A 19925-nucleotide genomic window follows, 5' to 3' on the forward strand; every position below is an offset into this window, starting at 1 on the left:
ATCAGAATAGTTAATTTATCAACCATGAAAGGATTTAAAAAACTCATGGCCTGCATGGTTATTTGTGCCGCTTTTGGAGCAAATGATCTGGCCGCTCAAATAACCCCGATAGACTACATTAGTGGGGCCGGTCGCTTTACCATTAGAAGCCGGGTTCCTATGAACATCATGATTCCATATGAACCACACCTGTATATGGATGAGCGCATGACTAAAATTGAGTTGCTGGATGGCACAATGATAGAAGGCTTCTATAAATACAATGTAGAAAACGAAACCTTGGAACACGCCAGCTCAGAACAGATTTACAGTCTGAAAGAAGTAAAGCGCTTTTGGTTTTTGCAATCGGGCGACAAGCCGGAAGAGGCCTTTGTAAACATTAGGTTGGTTTGGCCAAAGAGTGAGTATGGAGGGTTCTTTAAAACAGTAAAGAGCTCTGAATACGTATGGATAAAGTACTACCTGGAATTTAAACCAAGAGACTATGATCCGGTAATGGACATGGGTAACCCATACGACAGGGTAGAAATGGCCAACGAGTTCTACATTAATCTGAACGATGTGTGGACGGCCGTTCCTCAAACCAAAGGAGACTTTTTTAAACTTATGGCTCCCTATGCCGATGAGGCTCCCCTGAAGAAGTTCATGCGTAAAAACAAGATAAAACTCACCGAAGCCGAAGACCTCGGTAAGGTGATCAACTGGGTGGCTAAAAATGGAAAGTAATTTCCTGCTTTAGGTCAGGGTGGAGACTCAAAGCCACAGGACAATTGAGCCCTATTTCTTTGATCCATGAGCGATCTTCATCACTGACCGCACAATTATCCCAATAAAAATCTACTCTTAAGGCGGCTATTCTTCGCGGATTAGCCGCCATTATTTTTTGTGTAGCCAGGTGCATACCGCTCATATCCCATCCTTTCTTTTCACCCGCAATGGCCATAACGGTCATCATACAAGCGCCCAGAGCCGCAGCCACAGTGTCGGTTGGAGAAAAAGTCTCTCCTTTTCCGTTGTTATCTAGGGGAGCATCGGTGTGAAAAGTGTTCTTAGATTGAAGGTGTACTGAAGAGGTTCTAAGCCCTCCTTCATATTTGGTCTCAACTGTTTTCATAAACTATCGACAATAATTTTTCGTTACTTTAGCAACATTTCAAAGCCAGCTTCTAACTGATGCGCAACATACAAAAAGTCTTTCTTCTTCTGGTGACAATTTCCTTGAGCCATTTGGCCATTGGGCAACAGATACAACAGTTTATAGACGAGGATTACGAAACAGAAAATGTTTTCGGCATTGTGAAAGCAACTAATGGCGGACTCATTAGTGGGTTTTACTTCAGGCACTCCAGTTTTTTAGGCAATAATAATCTCTCGCACTGGGGCATTGAAATGGTGAATATTAAACATCCGCGAGAAGCCAAGCAAACCACTTTTACAGGAAGCTCCTATGTGTTTGGTAAGTCAAATTACTTCGTAAGCCTTCGACCAACTTATGGAAGAGAAAAAATATTATTCAAAAAAGCCCCGCAGCAAGGAGCCCGTGTAACAGCTCTGGTGGCTGGTGGTCCTGCCATTGGTATGGAAATACCGTATTACATTGAGATAAGCCAAAACCAAAAAGAACAATACGACCCTCACAATAACCAACACGCCATTCCATTTATAGTAGGCAGTGCAGGCCCCTTCCGTGGCCTTGGCCAGACCAAATTTGTTTTAGGGCTACATGCCAAAGCCTCCCTCACCTTCGAAACCAATTCCACCAAAAAGAGAGTATTTGGTTTTGAAATGGGCTTTACTGCCGATGTTTATACCCGCGAAATAGAAATACTTCCGTTGGCCGACAACCAAAGCGTATACACAGCCGCCTTTATTGCCATCTATTTTGGTAAGAGAAGATAGTAGAGCACTCTCTTTTTATTTGGAACCTTTGCCTTACCTTTGTGTTCATATAGTCGGAGGAACGCCAGATGATTGAATTACCTGTAGTATCGAAACCCGCTGAAAATAAAAGGAGAAAGCCAGACTGGCTAAGGGTTAAGCTGCCTATTGGCCCTGAATATGCCAAAGTACGCAAGCTGGTAGATAACCATAAACTGCACACCATTTGTGAAAGTGGAAACTGCCCAAACATGGGCGAGTGTTGGGGAGCCGGCACAGCCACTTTTATGATATTGGGTAATGTATGTACTCGTTCATGTACATTTTGCGCAGTAGCTACCGGTAGACCGCCTGAATACGATGCAGAGGAGCCTAAGCGGGTAGCAGAAGCCATTAAACTAATGGGAGTAAAGCATGCGGTGATCACATCGGTAAACCGCGATGAGCTGAAAGACCGTGGGGCAGAAATTTGGTATCAAACCGTGGTTGAAACCAAAAAACTAAGTCCGGAAACCACTATCGAAACGCTTATCCCCGATGTAAAAGGCAATTGGGATGCGCTGTACCGAATGATTGATGGAGGTCAGGAGGTGGTTTCACACAATATGGAAACGGTGAAAGAACTGTATCGTCCGGTGCGACCGCAAGCCAAATACGACAGAAGCCTGGAAGAGCTCAGAAGAATAAAGGAATATGGCAAGCGCTCAAAGTCAGGAGCTATGCTAGGACTGGGTGAAACCGATGAGCAGGTGTTCCGCCTAATGGACGATTTGGTAGAAGTAGGTCTCGATGTGCTCACCCTGGGTCAATACCTACAGCCTACCAAAAGACACCATGAGGTGATTGAATATGTTCACCCTGATAAGTTCGAGTTCTTTAAAGAAGAAGGAGAGAAAAGAGGAATTAAATATGTGGAGTCAGGGCCATTGGTGAGATCTTCTTACCATGCGGAGAGACATGTGCATGTTTAGACTTCAGACATTAGACAATAGATACTAGACAATTATGGAGCCGCTTTACAGCGGCTTTATTTTTTACAAGGAGATCACTTGTTTACGGTAATTGCATAATTACCTTCAACACCCGCTCTCACTCCTCCTTCTAATTGGATAAATGTAAAATTAAACTGTGAAATTGTTAGACTCTGTATAGTGATGTTCTTGCCATCATCCAAAAGAATCTGATTAGTTGTGGTTTCATTAGCCCACTCCCATGTACCTGAAGCTTGAAACAAGTCTCCTGCGTTGGTTGTTACATAACCTCCTTCAGTGAAGCTGAGTCTAAATCCCTGATAGTTTAGTGTCCTGTCCACTCCGTCAACGACAATTCCATTCGTAGTCGGTAAATTCCATTGTCCTGCAAGATTTTCGAATGTCAGCTCCTGAGCTGTAGGTTCATCAGGCTCTGTATCGCCATCACCACATGAGGAAATAAAGATCATTACCAGGCTCATTAAAGTAATTGTTATGTTCTTGATATACTTTTTCATGACTTCTGCTCCTTAATGCTTAATGATTACTTTCTTTATGACTGTCCCTTTGTCGGTTTCTACTATAAGCAAGTACATTCCTGAGTTGATGCTTGATGTTGTTACCATTACCTCCTTTACTGTTACCTCTTTTTGCTGCCATGCCGATTCGCCTTGTACATTCACAATTTTAAGATTGGCAGACACTGAAGGTGAACTTGTTAAGTCTATCATTAAATACTGGTCAGAAGGGTTTGGATACAATATTACTTCATCCAGATCTAGCTTTTCATCATCTATACCTGTTACTATCTGGCCTTCACCCGTAACACTAATAGTCTCCTCTCCATTGTTGGATGTAATAGTTATGTCTCCGGCAAAAATCTGAGCAGCCGTTGGTGTGAAAGTAACTGAAAAGCTACCCGTTTCACTTTCGTTGACAGTAAAGCTCGATGTGTTCACCGTGTAACCTGCCGGTAGAGCTATACCCGTTACACTAAGGGCGCCATCTCCAGTGTTGTTTATACTTACTTCTTCTGATTGTGAATCCCCAAGCACGAGAGCATCAAAGGTGATAGAAGAAGGAAGACTGTAAATTGGCCCTGTTATGGTAAGGGTGCCATTGCTTGTTACGATCTCATAGTTATCCGCTTCAGCTCCCGATACCTCAATATCATAAGTCCCTCTATCACTTGTTGAGGTTGCACTTGTACTGGCAATGGCCATTGCGGTCAGCACCGACTCATCTTCTTCATTGACAAAGCCTTCATACTGAAAAGTAAACTCAGGAATATCATCTCCTTTATTAATGGTAGCATCATCTGCTGTTACTGTAAGCGCTGCTTTATTTATAACTAGCGTTCCATCTTCTAGAGTAAGACTATAATTATTGGATTCTCCGCCATTCAAGCCAATTACATAGGTTCCAACGCCACTACTGGCATCGGCCGTTGTTGAAATTGTTGGTAAGGTGATGTCTGAAGGTTCATCTCCATTAACAAAACCATTAAAAGTTATGGTTAGCTCAGGATTTTCGGCTCCATAAGTTCTTGATTGGTCATCGGCTGTGGCTGTTAAAGCTGCATGAGTAACTGTTAGGGCACCATCGATCAGGTTAATGCTGTAGTTGCTCGAACTCCCTCCTGACAATGTAATATCATAGTTGCCTACTCCACTGGTAGCATCGGCTGCAGTTGAGATGCTTGGTTCAGTGATTGAACTTTCATCATCTGTGTATTTGAAGCCATTGTAGGTGATGGTCAGCGTTGGGTTGCCCTCACCATAAGTCTTGCTCTTGTCATCAGCCGTTGCGGTCAATGTGGCCTGGGTGATCATCAGTCTATCAGTTTCGTAAGTCAGGTCGTAATTGCTGCCTGCAGTCAAAGTGTTCTGATTGATCGCATAATCACCAACATCTTCTCCTGCTGTTCTGGACAGTTCACCTGTGATGGCATCCCTGTTAGCAAGGCTGCCCGAGGTAACCTGATAAGTCAAGTTTGGATCAGCCTCTCCATAGAGTTTGGTCTTGGAATCTGCTGTTACTGTGATCGGCCTTTCGTTGATGGTCAGGGTACCATCGGTCAGGTTGATCGTGTAGTTGTCAGATGATCCACCGGTTAAAGTGATATCATAGTCGCCAACGTTTGATGTGCCGTTGGCAACGGTGTTTATGCTTGGCTCTGTGATAGCTGTTTCGTCATCTCCATTCTGGAAGCCATCGTAGGCGATGGTCAGCGTTGGGTTGGCATCGCCATAGGTCTTGCCCTTGTCATCGGCCATAGCGGTCAAGGTGGCCTGCGTGATGATCAGGTCATCAGTTTCGTAGGTCAGGTCATAGTTAGTGCCTGCTGTCAAAGTGTTCTGGTTGATCGCATAACCGCCAACATCTTCCCCTACCGTTCTGGACAGTTCACCGGTGATCTGGTCACTGTTAGCAAGGCTGCCCGAGGTAACCTGATAAGTCAGGTTTGGATCAGCCTCTCCATAGACTTTGGTCTTGGAGTCTGCTGTTACAGTGATCGGCCTTTCGTTGATGGTCAATGTACCATCGGTCAGGCTGATCGTGTAGTTACTCGCACTTCCTCCTGTCAAGGTGATATCATAGTCGCCTACATTACTCGTAGCATCGGCTACAGTTGAGATGCTTGGTTCAGTAATTGTGCTAGCTTCCTCTCCATTAACAAAGCCCATATAAGCGATAGTAAGATCAGGATTTACCTCCCCATAGACTTTAGACTTATCTTCTGCCGTTACAATGAGTTCTGCCGGTTTGATTATATATGTGCCTGGAATCCCAATTATATTGTAATTGTCTGATAAAGCACGAGGCGTTATTTGATAACTACCTACATTATCTTGCTCACTAATAATCCCTAACGGAGGGTCAGGTACAATAACAAAAGCTCTTAAATCATCATAACTATCATCAAATTTGAAACCCTCCGAAGTAACATAAAAGATAGGATCAGGTTCCCCATAAGTTTTTTCCACATCATCTGCGGTGATAAAAAGATCGGCTTTGGTCGAAGAAACCACTTGAGATTTATCAGTGGTCAAAAAGTTGTCATTACCAGCAGCAATAGCTCTTATTTCAACTTCACCAACACCTGTAAAGGTCAATTCGCCATTGGAAATTGTAGCAATATTTTCATCAGAACTTTCATAGGTAATTTCTGTACCAGCATTGGAAGATGCATCCAAGAGGTTTATGTCTCCATACTCTAAATTTGTAATGGAATTAAAAGTGATCGTTTGAGTTTCTTTGTTCACATAGGTAAAGTCTGCCAAAGCCAATAAACTCCACCTACCTAAATCATCCTTTACTCTTAGGTAAAGCTTATGCTCTCCGAAGTTCAGACCAGTTGGATCTATATCGAAGTCTACTTCAACAACTTCTCCAGCAACCAAAACAATCTCTGTTCCTAAACCAAAACCTGGGTCAGAATCTATAAAATATTCTGCCAATACAATCTCCTTAGAGACCAATCCTAAACTGGTATTTTGAACGTAAAATGTACGTCCTTGGGCTAAACTCCAACTTCCTCTATCATCTTTTACACGAACAAACAGATTATGAAATCCTGCAGAAAGATCAGCCAGTTCTATGTCAATTTCTGTATCAATATCAGGGGCACTAGCGAAGTCAATGGGTGTAGCTTGTCCAAAACCAGGGTCGATGTCAAAGTAATACTCTGCTGCCTGGATAGCTGTGGCTTCTTGCCCAGAAAAGGACTCTTGAATAAAAAGTGTTCTTCCTTCTGTCAAGCTCCACACACCATTTTCACTTCTTACTCGAACGAATAGGTTATGAAAACCTATCTCAAGACCATTGAGAGAAATCTCAAAGGCTTCATCAATACTCGTACCTTCTGTAATGCTTAGAGCTATTGCATTATTGACTCCCGGATCATTATCAAAATAATATTCAGCTTTGTTAATACCTTGCGCTGTCAATGAACAAATGGTTACAAGGCAACAACCTATAATCAAAAGAACTCTCATTTGTCCGTCTATTAGTTATTAATCCTTGCCTTAAATTTTAGCTGAATTGAACCGTCTTTGGCAATGTTTGTATTCCCGAGATTCATTTCTAAAACTTGAGGCAAAGGAGGGAAAAGACTTAAAAAATATGGAGCTTCCTCTAAAGAAGGCCAAGGGTATGCTCCACCTGTTAATCCAATATCTTTTGAATCCGTTCCGGCATTGATTAAGACAGATCCTTCCTCAAGATTTAGATTATCTTCATCAGTTATTTTTGTAAAATCATCATTAAAAACAAACATTGGATTCTCGTTTATCAAATTGTCTGATCCCGTAGTAGTACCCGAAGGCACTGTCAAATCAGTTACATCAATTGTCAAAAACAAATTATTACTATAAGTCACAAACGAATCAGAGTCAAACAAAGAAGATGAACTTAGTACCATTACGTTATTAGTAACAATCATCATATCCGCCAAAATTCGCCCTACCAAATAGTTGTTCGAAACTAAAATTGAGGCACTATTGAAATTATTGTTGAAAATCGCGTTACCCGGCAATGCTGTAATGATATTATTACTAACAATAATATTAGTGTTTGAATTAGTAGCGGAGAAATTACTTCCACTTGCAACGGAAATGTTGTTATAAAATAAAAGATCAGAGGTATATGATAGGTTAATAGGATTATTAAAGTAGCATCGAGTTATAACAATATCAGATAAAAGCTTGTCTGCAAGACCGTCCAAATCAAATGCGCCAGAAAGCTTTAATCCTGTTAAAGTAGAGCTTGAAGCATTCTTGGTATCATCCGCTACTCTAGCTATTGAAACCGTTCCAACCTTTGTTTCACGACCGAATTGATTATTTGGACTAATACCGGCCCCAAAAATCAATACTTGGTCTTCAATAATGATATTCCCATAACTCGTTTCGGAACCAGAAACAAAAATAGTATCACCAGGATTGGCATTATCTATTGCCTCCTGAAGATCAGTGTAATCTGCAGAACTGTTTTCATTGTTATCAACTGTTATGATCTGCGCATTCAAGGAACAAAAACAGAAAAACAGAAAAGATATTAGAAGAAGTTTTTTCATGGTTGTGGTTTTAACAAATTGAAGCACTAAGCTTCGAATTCAAAGAGTGAAATTCAATACGCTCAATAGCGTATTTTTTGAATAACTAAAGCTCAAAAATGGATGTGGACAGCACAATACTCATCGATGAGTATTTTGATTTCAGAGAAGCACCAAATTGATAGATTCATAGATAGAATAGGCTTGTCGGGTGGATTTTGCGGCCAGCTTATTTAAGATGTTTCTACGGTGGGTGTCTACTGTATGCTTTGAGGTAAATGTATTATCTGCGATTTCAGAAGAGCTTAAGCCCCTAGAAATTAAATTAAGGATTTCAACCTCCCTTTTGGTCAGTGTGTAAAATCTTTTCCAATTTTCTTCTGAGGTTACCGGAGCTAAAAGCTTTTCAAGATGCTTTCCGATTACCCCAAATTCAGGCAAATAATACCCCAGGGTTAGAAATTCATTCGAATTAAGGTGAGTCTTGAGCGATAAAACCCATCTCATTTTCCCTTCCAAAAAAATATATTGAAAATGCTCAATTATGGTCTCTTCATTGCGCAATTGAGCCTTTGATTTAGACATAGCAACTTTTACTACTTCCGGGTGTGAGCGTTTGACAATCATTTCTGTACCTGCCAAAACAATAGCCTTTTCATCTTCCTCTAGCCATTGCTCAATTGTCCTATTCGCTGAGGTTATTCCCAAATGATCCGTGTCGCTTGTGTGAACACCAAAAGGAACAAAATCAGCAATCTCCCGAAACAGAGCATTGTTTGTTTCAAACAGTACAGACAATCTACAGACAAACTGTTGCTCATTTTCAAATATTTCTTGCTCGGTCTGATACATTTAATACTTTTAAAGTACCAATAAAACCAACTCAATCAAAGACTTATGCAACTGTACAACGTTCAAAGGCTAGGCGGTTGGAATCAGCACCTAGTGATGATTCATGGTAATTCCAGCTCAAGCCAAACCTTTCAAAAAATTCTGGATAGTGACCTACCGGTTAATATGACTGCCATCGACCTACCGGGGCATGGCAAAAGTCCAAGGTCTGACAATCCTTCTAAGGATTATTCTGTCAAGGAAGTGATTTCCTGTTTACGAGAATTCATTCTGAAATTGAATGCTGAGATAATTATTTACGGCAACTCGCTTGGCGGGCATTATGCCATGGAATTGATCAACGAGATACCCGATTCAATTGATACCATTGTTATCTCAGGTGCACCACCCGTATCCAAGCCTCCAGTGCTAGAAGAAGTCTATAATTTAAATGAGCATATGATGGCCTTCTTCCAGGAAGAGCTTACAGAAGAGCAAGCCAAAGCTGCCATGGAGGCTTATATGTTTAACAAACAACATCTTCCAGAATTAGTGGAGGGCGCATTGAACACTGACCCAAAATGTAGGTCGGTTATTGCCGAAGATTTGAATAAAGGAGTTTGGAGTGACCAAAAGGCTATAGTCGAAAATTCAGCTGTTCATGTTTATTATATTCACGGTCTACATGATCCTGCCATTAAGCTTGACTATGTTAAATCCGTTAAAAACATTGAGAAAATTTATGAGATAAAAAGGGCTGGGCATTATCCACAATTGGAAAACCCTAAAGAGGTTATTACAGCAATTAGTGAAATATTACTGTAGTTCAAACAACCCGGCAAACCGAATTGCATCCTTTATATGGCTAATGTTCAACTTTCTCCAAATATTATTTCGGTGAGTTCTTACAGTGTGCTCAGAAATGAACAAACTTTCCCCTATTTCTTTATTGGATGAGCCACTGGCAACATTCTTAAGTATTTCCTTTTCTCTCCTAGTTAAGGAATGAAATCTATTGTAAGATTCCATATCCATCACAGTGTCACCCAAATGTTTGATTAATGTTGGGGCAACTACCCTGAAATCGTGCATGGGTTGGTAGAGACTGAAGTATTCATTCTCATTTAGGAAAATTTTATATGTCAGCGTCCAAATGTACTCTTCCTTATTGAATAAGCGAGCGTTCTGAAAATAGGGGATTACTTTGTCTCCACTATCGTTAAAGTTTCTGCTGCTAAGATACTTTCGAATAACAGGAATATTCTCAGGCTGAACTAAGGAAGTTGTAGCTTTAGACCCGTTATCCAAAACATATTCTCTTTCCAAACCGAGCATACATTGGGCAGAATCGTTGATTTGGGTAAAGTCCCAACTTTTTACATCGCTTTTTACCACCGGTATGGGTAAGTATTCAACCACTTGATCGAAGTGTCTCTTATTCTTGAGGTAAAGCCTCCTCATTTTATCCAAATAAATGTGATTGGTAATTTCTGCTTCCTTCTCTGTAAGGTGCATGATTTTGTTGAGATTAATGTCCAAAATAAAAATAGCTAATTTTCTATTATCTAATTATCACAAGAGCATTGACACACTCTCCAGATCTCTTTGAGAGGTCAGACAACTTATAGGTGAAGGGTAACTTGCTACTATCAATTTGCAATACATAGAATTACAATGTATTATTGTTCTATGTATTCAAGAGAGCTATTAAAAGGCATACTCAAACCTATTATTCTCAAGCTGCTTGCAGATAATGGAAAAATGTATGGTTATGAGATTGTACAGCACGTAAAGGCGAGTTCCGAAGGCAAAATACTCATTAAAGAAGGTTCACTTTATCCCAGCTTACATGCGCTGACCAAGGAAGGTTATCTGCAAACAGAGTCAGTGAATGTGGGCAACAGGATCAGGAAATACTACAGTCTTACGGAGAAAGGTAAGACTGTAGTAAGCCCTGCCATTCAGGAAGTAATAGACTTTCAGAGCACTCTGGCCCTATTGTTCGGTAAATCTAAAACAGCATTATCATGACCGGGCATCATGTAAACTACATCAAAGCCTACCTGAAATCTAAAGGCTTTACCGATCTGGAATTGATGGACGATTTGACCGATCATTTGGCAACGGAGATTGAATTCTCTATGGACAGCGAAAAGCTGGATTTTGAGACGAGTTTTGAAAGAGCCAAACAAAAACTTCTTCCAGACTCTCCCTACCAACTCGAAAGAGATTTAAAGATTTTAACCACCCCAAAACACAATATTATGATTAAGAAAATAGCTTATATAGGAGGATACCTGAGTGCCATGTGTCTAATGCTGGCCTTACTTTTAGGATCGCTAACATATCACGAAAAGATCAACTCCAACCTCAGTCGAGAATTAGCACAGTCGCAAAACGAACTTTCCATGATATTAGAAGATGAAGTGGACAGGACAGCAAATTACATCTCATATATGAAAGAAATGGAGATGTCCCAAATAGCGGTTATTCAAAACCTTGCTGCCGTACAAGCCTTAATCGTAGCCGCCATTGCCCTGTTCAGCATTACCTATTTACCTTATAGGTTCTACAACAGCTATCAGCGCAGCCAGTTGGAGTTGAATTCGCTCTGAGTAATATGATCTTATTGAACTCTGAACTCAATGAACCATGAACATATATTACTATTCAGCCTAACCTACCTCCCTTACCGATTCTTCAACGGTTACCAGAAAAGCGAGATGAAACTTACGGCATAAAAAAAGCTGTCCCAAATTCTCCGGACAGCCTTTCTGATATCTAATTTCTATTATCTAAAATCTCTATTAAGCCATTGCTTCCTCTTCCTGATAATCAGAAACAGGAATACAGCTACACATCAGGTTTCTGTCGCCATAGGCTGAATCGATTCTACCCACTGTTGGCCAGAACTTAGCCTCTTTTACATACTCTGCCGGATATACAGCCTTCTCTCTGGAGTAAGGCTTTTCCCACTGGCCTTCTAACACCATGCTGGCCGTGTGAGGTGCGTTCTTCAACACGTTTTGCTCTTCATCGGCCAAACCATCGGCAATTTCTCTAATTTCCTGACGAATACTGAGCATAGCTTCACAGAATCTGTCCAGTTCTACTTTAGACTCAGACTCGGTTGGCTCAATCATCACTGTACCAGCTACAGGAAATGAAACGGTTGGCGCATGGAAGCCATAGTCCATCAGGCGCTTGGCAATGTCTTCTACCTCTATCTTCTGGTTTTTAAATTCTCTGCAATCCACTATCATTTCGTGGGCACATCGGCCTTTGCTACCTGCGTAAAGGATCTTAAACTCCTTCTCAAGTTTAGATTTAATGTAGTTGGCATTCAATATGGCCAATTTGGTAGCATTGGTTAAACCTTCGGCCCCCATCATGGCAATGTAGGCATAAGAAATAACCAAAATACTGGCACTACCCCATGGCGCTGCCGACACTGCAGTTATGGCCTGATCGCCACCGGTTTCTACCACCGGATTGCCTGGCAAGAAAGGCGCAAGGTGAGCCGCTACTCCTATGGGGCCCATTCCGGGGCCACCACCACCGTGAGGAATACAGAATGTTTTGTGCAGGTTGAGGTGACATACATCAGCACCAATAATACCAGGACTGGTAAGTCCCACCTGGGCATTCATGTTGGCACCGTCCATATATACTTGCCCTCCATGCTCATGAATTAGCGCACAGATATCTTTGATACTTTCTTCAAACACTCCGTGGGTAGAAGGATAGGTAACCATTAGGCAGGCAAGGTTTTGGCTATGCTGCTCTACCTTGGCTTTCAGGTCGTCCAAATCAATATTTCCACGTTCATCACAAGCCACAATTACCACTTTCATACCTGCCATGACAGCCGAAGCCGGATTGGTTCCATGTGCAGAAGAAGGAATAATGGCAATATTTCTGTGCCCCTCTCCTCTACTCTCATGGTATGCTCTAATTACCATTAGGCCGGCATACTCTCCTTGCGCTCCTGAATTTGGCTGAAGTGAAACATCGGCAAAACCAGTGATTTCAGACAGCCAGTCTACCAGATCGTTGAACATCATGTGATAACCTCTGGTCTGATAAGTGGGTGCAAAGGGGTGTATATCTCCAAACTCTGGCCAGGTTACCGCCACCATTTCAGTAGTGGCATTGAGTTTCATGGTGCAAGAGCCCAGAGAAATCATGGAATGAACGAGCGACAAGTCTTTGTTTTCCAGTCGCTTAATATATCGAAGCATCTCGTGCTCAGAGTGGTATTGATTAAATACCGGGTGGGTCATAAAATCGGAAGTACGCTCCAGTTCTTTAGGAAGTTCAACTTCCAGATTGGCAGCCTCGCCATCTAAATCGAAAGCCATTACCTGTCCGGTAGCCTCTGCAAACACCTCTAAAATCACCTGTACATCTTCCACTCGGGTAGTTTCATCTACAGCAATTCCTATATCACCATCTTCAAAATATCTGAAGTTGGCCTGGTTTACTTCTGCAATGGTTCTGATTTTCTCTGAGAGCGAAGACTCACATTCAATTCTAAGGGTATCGAAATAGAACTCATTGAGTTGTTTGAAGCCCAAAGACTGCAAACCCTTGTCTAAAAGCTTGGCAAAGCCATGAATTTTAAAGGCAATGTGCTTAATACCTTTAGAACCATGGTATACGCCATACATACCGGCCATTACGGCCAGTAGCACCTGGGCCGTACAAATGTTAGAGGTGGCCTTTTCTCTTCTAATATGCTGCTCGCGAGTCTGCAAAGCCATACGGTAGGCTTTATTGCCCTGGCTATCTACAGAAACCCCGATAATTCTACCCGGAATATGACGCTTAAACTCATCGCGTGTGGCAATATAAGCTGCATGAGGGCCACCATAACCCATAGGGACACCAAAACGCTGAGAAGTACCTACCACTGCATCGGCTCCCATTTCGCCCGGAGGTGTAAGCAGAGCCAAAGACATAAGATCTGCAGCCACTGTAACAAATACGTTGTTTTCGTGAGCCGACTCTATGAATGACCGATAGTTGAGTACTTTTCCGTCACCCGCAGGGTACTGAATCAACACCCCGAACAAGTCGTCACGGGTAATATCTAACTCGCTGAGCTTTCCTACCTCCAGCTGAATACCAACCGGAACCGATCGGGTTTTGAGCACATTGATGGTCTGCGGGAAAGTATTTTCATCGACAAAGAAGGTAGTAGCCTCTTTCTTATTTTTCTTACGCTGGCCTGCAAACATAAACATGGCCTCGGCCGCTGCAGTTGCTTCATCGAGCAAGGAAGCATTGGCAATTTCCATTCCGGTCAGGTCCATTACCATGGTTTGGAAATTGATGAGGGCCTCTAGTCTTCCCTGGGCTATTTCTGCCTGATATGGAGTGTAGGCTGTGTACCATCCCGGGTTTTCCAGAATATTGCGCTGAATAACTCCCGGAACAATGGTATTGTAATACCCCATACCGATGTATGACTTAAACATCTTGTTTTGGGCGGCAATATGTCTCAGGTCTTTCAGGAATTGAAATTCAGACTTAGGCAGGGGCAGATTCAAAGGTTCTTTCATTCTAATTCCTGCCGGCACTGTTTCATCGATCAGTGCATCCAGGCTAGGCGCACCCACCACCTTGAGCATTTCAGCAATCTCTTGCTCATCAGGCCCATTGTGGCGGTCTTCAAACCTTTGAGTCTTTCTTAAATCAATTTTTGTCATATCTCCAGTTCTAGTTCGATTTACTTCCTTGTAAATGTGCTGCAAATGTAAGCTACAACCCTCTGATTTCCTTACATATCAAAGGCAAAAAAAGCCGACCAAATACATAAGTCATGCAGGCTAGGTTTTAAAAAAACATTAGCTTTAGCCCTCTAAAAAAATGTAACCTAAAATTGTTTAGATAATGAGGAAATTAAAACTGTCCTTGTTCGGACTTTTAGTTTTGGGCCTAATTGCTAATGCCCAAGACAAAACAGCCGTGAAGTATGCCAACACCATCACGCCTGAAGATATGAGAAGCAAGCTTTCCATTTTAGCTTCTGACGAGTTTGGCGGTAGAGAAACCGGTACCGAGGGGCAAAAGAAAGCTTCCAGGTTTTTGGAAGAGTTCTACCAAAGAATTGGCCTTGAGGGCCCAGCCAATGGCACATACCGACAAAAATTTGATATGTACCAGTCTGACTGGTCTGATGTATACATCAAAACCCGGTCGGGTAAAAAAGCCAACGGAAAAGACATTATCTTTTTAGGCTATGCCAACATGGCCAAAGAGGAGAAGCTCGATGCCGTTTATGTAGGAAAGAAAACCGACTTTGCCGGAATGGACCTTAATGGAAAAGCTGTAGTAGCTATGGCCGGAGACAGAGCCACCGTAGGCAAGTTGATAGAAGCGGGCGCCAAAGCCGTAATGATTATGGCCAACGATGACGATCAGTTTACTCAAACTCTGCCAAGACAGGCCAGAGCGTTTATGATGGGCCGTCTGAGGTTCGACAAAGAATACAAAGGCGACCCAAGCATGACCTTTTACCTGACTCAGGCCATTGCAGCCGATATGTTCAAGGCTTCTGTAGAAGACCTTAATGCCAATGCAGAAACCCCTGAAAAAATTAAAACAGGAACCGTAAGAGTTTTTGCTAAAGAGAAAATCAACACCATCAATACCGAAAACATGGTAGCCTTTTTGGAAGGTACCGATTTAAAAGATGAGGTGTTGGTGATATCTTCTCACTACGATCACATTGGCCAGAATGAGGATGGCACAGTGATTAATAATGGTGCCGATGATGATGGCTCAGGAACTACCGGTGTAATGGAGATTGCCGAAGCATTTGCTCAGGCTGCCAAAGAAGGCCACAGACCAAGAAGAAGCATTCTTTTCCTTAACGTAACGGGTGAAGAAAAAGGACTTTTGGGATCTGCTTATTATGCTGACAATCCGTTGTTTCCATTAGAAAACACGGTGAACAACCTGAATATAGACATGATTGGAAGAATTGATCCTGAGCACGAAAAGTCAGGCAATCGCGACTATGTATACGTAATCGGTTCTGAAAAACTATCGAGCCACTTGAAGGTGATCTCTGAGTTTGCCAATATCACATATACCAACCTGGATATGGACTATCGTTATGACGATCCGAACGACAGAAACCGTTTCTACTATCGTTCCGACCACTACAACTTTGCCAAAAAAGGTATTCCAATTATCTTCTACTTTAACGGAACACATGCGGACTACCACAGACCAACCGACACTGTCGATAAAATTGCCTTCGATGTAATGGCGAAAAGAGCTCAGTTGGTATTCCATACCGCGTGGATTCTGGCCAACAGAGACCAAAGAACTCCGGTTGATCGTGAAGACGATATGGACTACGGTTCGAGAGACTAAGAATTAAGTACAGAAAGGGCCGTTTCGGAGCCTGCATGGGTACTTCTCACCGCATTTGGGTATTGAGAATAACCATAAGCTTTCGAAACAGCCCTTTTTTATTGGTATTACCCCAGACCCACCTCTAAATCCTCCCCTTATGAAAAACACCCTGCATATACTGAACGGAGATAGTACTCTTTCCATTTTTAACCAATGTTCAATTGCCGGAGACACCTTTGTATGGAGAGAAGTATTGGCTGAAGGACCGGTGAGCCACTTGATAGGATCAGACGCTTTTTGGTTGGAAAGAGAAGCGTTTATGACCAGCTTCTTTGAGCTAAAACCTAACCAATATAGAGAGGAAGTAAAGGCTCCATTTGAACAAATGGCCTCTCAAATTACCCACTATGAAGAAGTTGTGCTCTGGTTTGAATATGATTTGTTTTGTCAAATCAACATGTTGGCACTTATTGAGTGGCTGGGACAAAGGCGTGAAGCCGGACAGACTATTTCACTGGTTTGTGCAGGAAAAGTACCGGGCGAAGATCAACTGAAAGGGCTTGGCCAGTTAAACCCTGAGCATTATAATGAGCTGTTCAATAGCCGACTAAAACTCAATACCCGTGAGTTTGTGTTTGCAGCCGATGTATTTAAACTCTATTGCTCTCCACAGCACAATGAACTCTTTACTTACATTATTCTGCCCTCGCAGGAATTCCCCTATCTCTCAGAGGCCCTACAGGCACACTTCAGGCGATTTCCCTACCAGTCCATTGGACTGAACGAGATTGAACAGCAGATAATACGCCTCGCTCCTCAGTGCCAGTCGCAGCACCAGTTGGTGGGCAAATTGCTTCAATGGCAAACCACCTATGGCTTTGGCGACTCACAGTATTTTAGCTATCTCAATTACCTGTCTTCACTTTTTGAATCGACAGACCCTCTAAAACTAAAAACAGAGCCCGAATTGAGCTCTGCTATAAATAAGCTTAATCGTAGTTCAGCCCTGGGTGGCACCTCATTAAATGATTGGATCTACGACCCGCAAGCAGAAGAACTGCTTAGCGCACCTTAGTATCGAGCCGTACCCGGCCATCATTGATTCTAATTTCTACATCGGCACTGCCTCCCGGCAACGACAAGAGCACCCGATTATCGGTTTCTTCTTGTACCGTAAAGCCCATGCCTGAGTTTACGCGGCCATCGTCTTTGCTAATGAGAAACTTTCCTCCCCCACTTAGCACGGTAAACTCTATATTGGCATCATCAGACCGAATGTCATATACGCCATTGTCGGCTAGGGTGGTTTCTAACGAAACATTCCCATCTTCTATGACAATTTCCAGTTCCGTAAAGGCTGCATTCCTAATGTCGAGGTCGCCATCCTCGCTATTGGCGTAAAAGCGCCCTGTTCCACCGGCCAATCGCAAGTCGCCATCTTCCAGACGCACATCTATATTGCTGCTTTTTGTATCGTAAATATCAATATCGCCATCCTCACTGCTTATGCTAATGGCCCCGTGTATACTTTTAATAATGTAGTCATCATCTTCGCCCCGCACACGCAGCGAACCATTGCTTGGCATTTCTATCACTATTTCGTATTCGGTACGAAAAGAACCCATGCTAAAAGACACCGAACCAGAGCGTCTTTCTTCAATAAACAGATCACCTCCTTTTTCTTCTACTTCAACGCTAAACCTTCTTCGGCCGGAACGGATGCCATTCACCTGTTCAAACCGATCTATTTTCACGTGCACATCGCTTCTGTCGGTACCTGTAATCCGAACATCAGCATCTGACGAAACCAGGTGCACCGTTCCGTTGGCACCGAGGGCATAAACTTGATCCAGATGAAATTCGCCTTCTTTCTGGGCTTGAAGGTTATTAGTGGCCAGCAGCATCAGTACTATTCCACAAATACTAAACAGTTGTTTCATGCTATTTTGAGTTTGAGTTGAATGCTGAATTTAGCAAAATCCAACCACAGTAGCACTTCTACCGCTTTCTTCTGCCTCTCTTTTTGGGTTTCGATGGGTTGGAAAACTTCTTCTTCTTTTCGTGAAAAGCCCCCTGAAACGTAGGATCCATCTTCTTTCTGTAAGTATCTAAAGCGCGGGCTATTTCCTGTTGCTCAGCAAAAGGAGTCTTTTCAATGGTTACCTGCGGAGGTATAGCAGCCCTTGGAATGTCTTGCCGAATGATCTTCTCAATTCTGGGCACATGCACCATTTCTATTTCATTGGCAAAAGTAATGGCCTGCCCTTCTTGTTCGGCCCTTCCCGTTCGGCCAATCCGGTGCACATAATCTTCATAAATAAGAGGCAGGTCGAAATTAATGACGTGAGACACCATTGAAATGTCCATTCCTCTAGCGGTAACATCGGTAGAAACCAACACGCGTATATCGCCTTCTTTAAACTCATTTACGGCATTGATCCTGCTATTCTGCCCTTTGTTGGCATGCACAACGCGTACGGGGCCAAGCTCCTTTCGTTCAATATACTTGGCAATGTTATCGGCACTCGACTTGGTTTTCACAAAAACAATGACCCGCGAGAAGTCGGGGCTCTCCAAAAAATGAATGAGCAAATTGATTTTTGTTTTGAAGTTGGGCACCTCATAGAGTACCTGATCTATGGTTTCGGCCACCGTGGCCTGCGGAGCCACTTCAATGCGCTCAGGAAATTCCAAAAATTCCTCGGTGAGTTTCACTACCTTATCGGCCATGGTAGCCGAAAACAACATGTTCTGCCGTTTGCGCGGAACCACCTCCAGTATTCTCCTGATCTGAGGTAAAAAACCCATGTCCATCATTTTATCGGCCTCATCCAGAATAAGTGTCTTTATACCCTTCGGCACTATATGCCCTTTGGAATAGATATCCAGAAAACGACCGGGGGTGCTGATGAGCACATCGACCCCTTTTTCCACTTCTTCAATCTGTGTCTTAGGCCCAACACCCCCATACAGGGCTGCCATTCTGAGGTCGGTATATTTGGCCAAAGCGCTAAAACTTTCAGCTATTTGTAAAACCAGCTCACGGGTAGGTGCCAGAATAAGAGCTCGTGGATGCTCTCCCTGAGCATATTTAACTTTCATTACCAGGGGCGCAACAAAAGCCAGGGTCTTTCCCGTGCCCGTCTGAGCAATGCCAAACAAATCGTGTCCGGCCAGAGCCACAGGAATTACCTTAGACTGAATTTCTGTTGGTTTTTCAAACCCCAGGTCATCAATGGCGTTAAGTATTTGTCGATTTAACTTAAGGTCGTCAAATAAATGAGTTTCTGCTGCCATTTTCAGTCGATTCGTATTTGTTTTGCTCTGCAATTACGCTAAAAAACCCCAACTAAATAAAAAGCTTATGGCCTCTACCTTACTACTCAACGGAACCCTGGTAAATGAAGGAAAGATTTTTGAAGCGGATATTCTTATTGCCAACGGGCAAATAGAGCGGATTGGTAAGGACCTTCAGCATGTAGCGGCCGACCAAACCATTGACGCCACCGGCCTGCACATATTGCCGGGGCTTATCGATGATCAGGTGCATTTTCGCGAACCTGGCCTTACCCACAAAGCAGAAATTTATACTGAATCGCGTGCGGCTGTTGCCGGTGGTATTACCTCTTTTATGGAAATGCCCAACACCGTACCCAATACGCTGACACAAGAATTACTACAGCACAAATACGACATTGCCGCCAGAAACAGTATTGCCAATTATAGCTTCTTTATGGGCGCTTCTAACGACAATATCGATGAGGTGCTCAAAACCAACCCTAAAAATGTTTGCGGAGTAAAGATTTTCATGGGTTCTTCTA

At 42.7% G+C, this 19925-nt stretch carries 17 protein-coding genes and 1 pseudogene; 9 read left to right on the forward strand and 9 right to left on the reverse strand.

Annotated elements, in window-relative coordinates; all coding sequences use genetic code 11:
* Positions 1 to 24 precede the first annotated feature (24 nt).
* Entirely contained in the window at positions 25 to 726 is a 702-nt protein-coding gene (locus tag B3763_RS09915; RefSeq protein ID WP_189628146.1) for a hypothetical protein, read from the forward strand.
* Here B3763_RS09915 and B3763_RS09920 read toward each other — a convergent pair.
* Positions 710 to 1114 (reverse strand): OsmC family protein, encoded by a 405-nt coding sequence (locus B3763_RS09920; protein WP_189628147.1) that lies wholly within the window; start codon positions 1112 to 1114, stop codon positions 710 to 712. The genes B3763_RS09915 and B3763_RS09920 overlap by 17 nt on opposite strands.
* 59 nt (positions 1115 to 1173) lie before the next feature.
* Between B3763_RS09920 and B3763_RS09925 the strand changes: the two genes are divergently transcribed.
* Both B3763_RS09925 and lipA read left to right on the forward strand, forming a co-directional pair.
* Positions 1174 to 1899 carry a hypothetical protein gene (locus B3763_RS09925; RefSeq protein ID WP_189628148.1) on the forward strand — a complete coding sequence of 242 codons (726 nt, stop codon included), beginning with the start codon at positions 1174 to 1176 and terminating at the stop codon, positions 1897 to 1899.
* 68 nt (positions 1900 to 1967) lie between these two features.
* The gene (gene lipA / locus B3763_RS09930) at positions 1968 to 2849 is read left to right on the forward strand and encodes a lipoyl synthase (protein ID WP_286746110.1); all 882 of its coding nucleotides are present in this window, start codon (positions 1968 to 1970) and stop codon (positions 2847 to 2849) included.
* 74 nt (positions 2850 to 2923) lie between these two features.
* On the opposite strand, the gene B3763_RS09935 is transcribed toward lipA, so the two are convergent.
* From B3763_RS09935 to B3763_RS09950, 4 genes are all read right to left on the reverse strand, one after another.
* Positions 2924 to 3367, reverse strand: a complete 444-nt coding sequence (locus B3763_RS09935; protein WP_286746112.1) for a hypothetical protein — start codon at positions 3365 to 3367, stop codon at positions 2924 to 2926.
* Between the two features lie 12 nt (positions 3368 to 3379).
* A complete protein-coding gene (locus B3763_RS09940; RefSeq protein ID WP_286746114.1) occupies positions 3380 to 6847 on the reverse strand; it encodes an MBG domain-containing protein in 3468 nt (1155 codons plus the stop codon).
* Positions 6848 to 6858: 11 nt separating this feature from the next.
* Positions 6859 to 7926 (reverse strand): hypothetical protein, encoded by a 1068-nt coding sequence (locus B3763_RS09945; RefSeq protein ID WP_286746116.1) that lies wholly within the window; start codon positions 7924 to 7926, stop codon positions 6859 to 6861.
* 141 nt (positions 7927 to 8067) lie between these two features.
* On the reverse strand, positions 8068 to 8757 hold the full coding sequence (locus B3763_RS09950; RefSeq protein ID WP_286746118.1) for a response regulator transcription factor: 690 nt from the start codon (positions 8755 to 8757) through the stop codon (positions 8068 to 8070).
* Positions 8758 to 8802: 45 nt separating this feature from the next.
* On the opposite strand from B3763_RS09950, the gene B3763_RS09955 reads away from it, so the two are divergent.
* Positions 8803 to 9561 (forward strand): alpha/beta fold hydrolase, encoded by a 759-nt coding sequence (locus B3763_RS09955; RefSeq protein WP_286746120.1) that lies wholly within the window; start codon positions 8803 to 8805, stop codon positions 9559 to 9561.
* On the opposite strand, the gene B3763_RS09960 is transcribed toward B3763_RS09955, so the two are convergent.
* Entirely contained in the window at positions 9553 to 10251 is a 699-nt protein-coding gene (locus tag B3763_RS09960; RefSeq protein WP_286746122.1) for a response regulator transcription factor, read from the reverse strand. The genes B3763_RS09955 and B3763_RS09960 overlap by 9 nt on opposite strands.
* 174 nt (positions 10252 to 10425) lie before the next feature.
* On the opposite strand from B3763_RS09960, the gene B3763_RS09965 reads away from it, so the two are divergent.
* Both B3763_RS09965 and B3763_RS09970 read left to right on the forward strand, forming a co-directional pair.
* Complete coding sequence (locus B3763_RS09965; RefSeq protein WP_189628150.1) at positions 10426 to 10767, forward strand: PadR family transcriptional regulator; 342 nt, start codon at positions 10426 to 10428, stop codon at positions 10765 to 10767.
* Positions 10764 to 11351, forward strand: coding sequence for a hypothetical protein (locus B3763_RS09970; RefSeq protein WP_286746124.1), 588 nt, complete (start codon positions 10764 to 10766; stop codon positions 11349 to 11351). The genes B3763_RS09965 and B3763_RS09970 overlap by 4 nt, the downstream gene beginning before the upstream one ends.
* Positions 11352 to 11543: 192 nt before the next feature.
* On the opposite strand, the gene gcvP is transcribed toward B3763_RS09970, so the two are convergent.
* The gene (gene gcvP / locus B3763_RS09975) at positions 11544 to 14447 is read right to left on the reverse strand and encodes an aminomethyl-transferring glycine dehydrogenase (protein WP_286746129.1); all 2904 of its coding nucleotides are present in this window, start codon (positions 14445 to 14447) and stop codon (positions 11544 to 11546) included.
* 184 nt (positions 14448 to 14631) lie between these two features.
* Between gcvP and B3763_RS09980 the strand changes: the two genes are divergently transcribed.
* Both B3763_RS09980 and B3763_RS09985 read left to right on the forward strand, forming a co-directional pair.
* A complete protein-coding gene (locus tag B3763_RS09980; protein WP_286746131.1) occupies positions 14632 to 16122 on the forward strand; it encodes a M28 family peptidase in 1491 nt (496 codons plus the stop codon).
* 139 nt (positions 16123 to 16261) lie between these two features.
* The gene (locus B3763_RS09985; protein ID WP_286746133.1) at positions 16262 to 17179 is read left to right on the forward strand and encodes a hypothetical protein; all 918 of its coding nucleotides are present in this window, start codon (positions 16262 to 16264) and stop codon (positions 17177 to 17179) included.
* On the opposite strand, the gene B3763_RS09990 is transcribed toward B3763_RS09985, so the two are convergent.
* The gene (locus B3763_RS09990) at positions 17166 to 18044 is read right to left on the reverse strand and encodes a DUF4097 family beta strand repeat-containing protein (RefSeq protein WP_286746135.1); all 879 of its coding nucleotides are present in this window, start codon (positions 18042 to 18044) and stop codon (positions 17166 to 17168) included. The genes B3763_RS09985 and B3763_RS09990 overlap by 14 nt on opposite strands.
* Positions 18045 to 18102: 58 nt before the next feature.
* Positions 18103 to 19401: a DEAD/DEAH box helicase gene (locus B3763_RS09995; protein ID WP_189628156.1), complete on the reverse strand. Its 1299-nt coding sequence runs from the start codon at positions 19399 to 19401 to the stop codon at positions 18103 to 18105.
* A 67-nt stretch (positions 19402 to 19468) separates the two neighbouring features.
* Between B3763_RS09995 and B3763_RS10000 the strand changes: the two are divergent.
* Positions 19469 to 19925 (forward strand): annotated as a pseudogene (locus tag B3763_RS10000) (dihydroorotase); the annotation flags it as partial.

The sequence above is a fragment of the Roseivirga sp. UBA1976 genome, from assembly GCF_002336325.1.
Taxonomy (GTDB): domain Bacteria; phylum Bacteroidota; class Bacteroidia; order Cytophagales; family Cyclobacteriaceae; genus Roseivirga; species Roseivirga thermotolerans.

Bases quoted from the DNA above. Each gene is read 5' to 3' on its own strand.
- B3763_RS09915 (WP_189628146.1), top strand. From the start codon at position 25: ATGAAAGGATTTAAAAAACTCATGGCCTGCATGGTTATTTGTGCCGCT.
- B3763_RS09920 (WP_189628147.1), bottom strand. From the start codon at position 1,114: ATGAAAACAGTTGAGACCAAATATGAAGGAGGGCTTAGAACCTCTTCA.
- B3763_RS09925 (WP_189628148.1), top strand. From the start codon at position 1,174: ATGCGCAACATACAAAAAGTCTTTCTTCTTCTGGTGACAATTTCCTTG.
- lipA (WP_286746110.1), top strand. From the start codon at position 1,968: ATGATTGAATTACCTGTAGTATCGAAACCCGCTGAAAATAAAAGGAGA.
- B3763_RS09935 (WP_286746112.1), bottom strand. From the start codon at position 3,367: ATGAAAAAGTATATCAAGAACATAACAATTACTTTAATGAGCCTGGTA.
- B3763_RS09940 (WP_286746114.1), bottom strand. From the start codon at position 6,847: ATGAGAGTTCTTTTGATTATAGGTTGTTGCCTTGTAACCATTTGTTCA.
- B3763_RS09945 (WP_286746116.1), bottom strand. From the start codon at position 7,926: ATGAAAAAACTTCTTCTAATATCTTTTCTGTTTTTCTGTTTTTGTTCC.
- B3763_RS09950 (WP_286746118.1), bottom strand. From the start codon at position 8,757: ATGTATCAGACCGAGCAAGAAATATTTGAAAATGAGCAACAGTTTGTC.
- B3763_RS09955 (WP_286746120.1), top strand. From the start codon at position 8,803: ATGCAACTGTACAACGTTCAAAGGCTAGGCGGTTGGAATCAGCACCTA.
- B3763_RS09960 (WP_286746122.1), bottom strand. From the start codon at position 10,251: ATGCACCTTACAGAGAAGGAAGCAGAAATTACCAATCACATTTATTTG.
- B3763_RS09965 (WP_189628150.1), top strand. From the start codon at position 10,426: ATGTATTCAAGAGAGCTATTAAAAGGCATACTCAAACCTATTATTCTC.
- B3763_RS09970 (WP_286746124.1), top strand. From the start codon at position 10,764: ATGACCGGGCATCATGTAAACTACATCAAAGCCTACCTGAAATCTAAA.
- gcvP (WP_286746129.1), bottom strand. From the start codon at position 14,447: ATGACAAAAATTGATTTAAGAAAGACTCAAAGGTTTGAAGACCGCCAC.
- B3763_RS09980 (WP_286746131.1), top strand. From the start codon at position 14,632: ATGAGGAAATTAAAACTGTCCTTGTTCGGACTTTTAGTTTTGGGCCTA.
- B3763_RS09985 (WP_286746133.1), top strand. From the start codon at position 16,262: ATGAAAAACACCCTGCATATACTGAACGGAGATAGTACTCTTTCCATT.
- B3763_RS09990 (WP_286746135.1), bottom strand. From the start codon at position 18,044: ATGAAACAACTGTTTAGTATTTGTGGAATAGTACTGATGCTGCTGGCC.
- B3763_RS09995 (WP_189628156.1), bottom strand. From the start codon at position 19,401: ATGGCAGCAGAAACTCATTTATTTGACGACCTTAAGTTAAATCGACAA.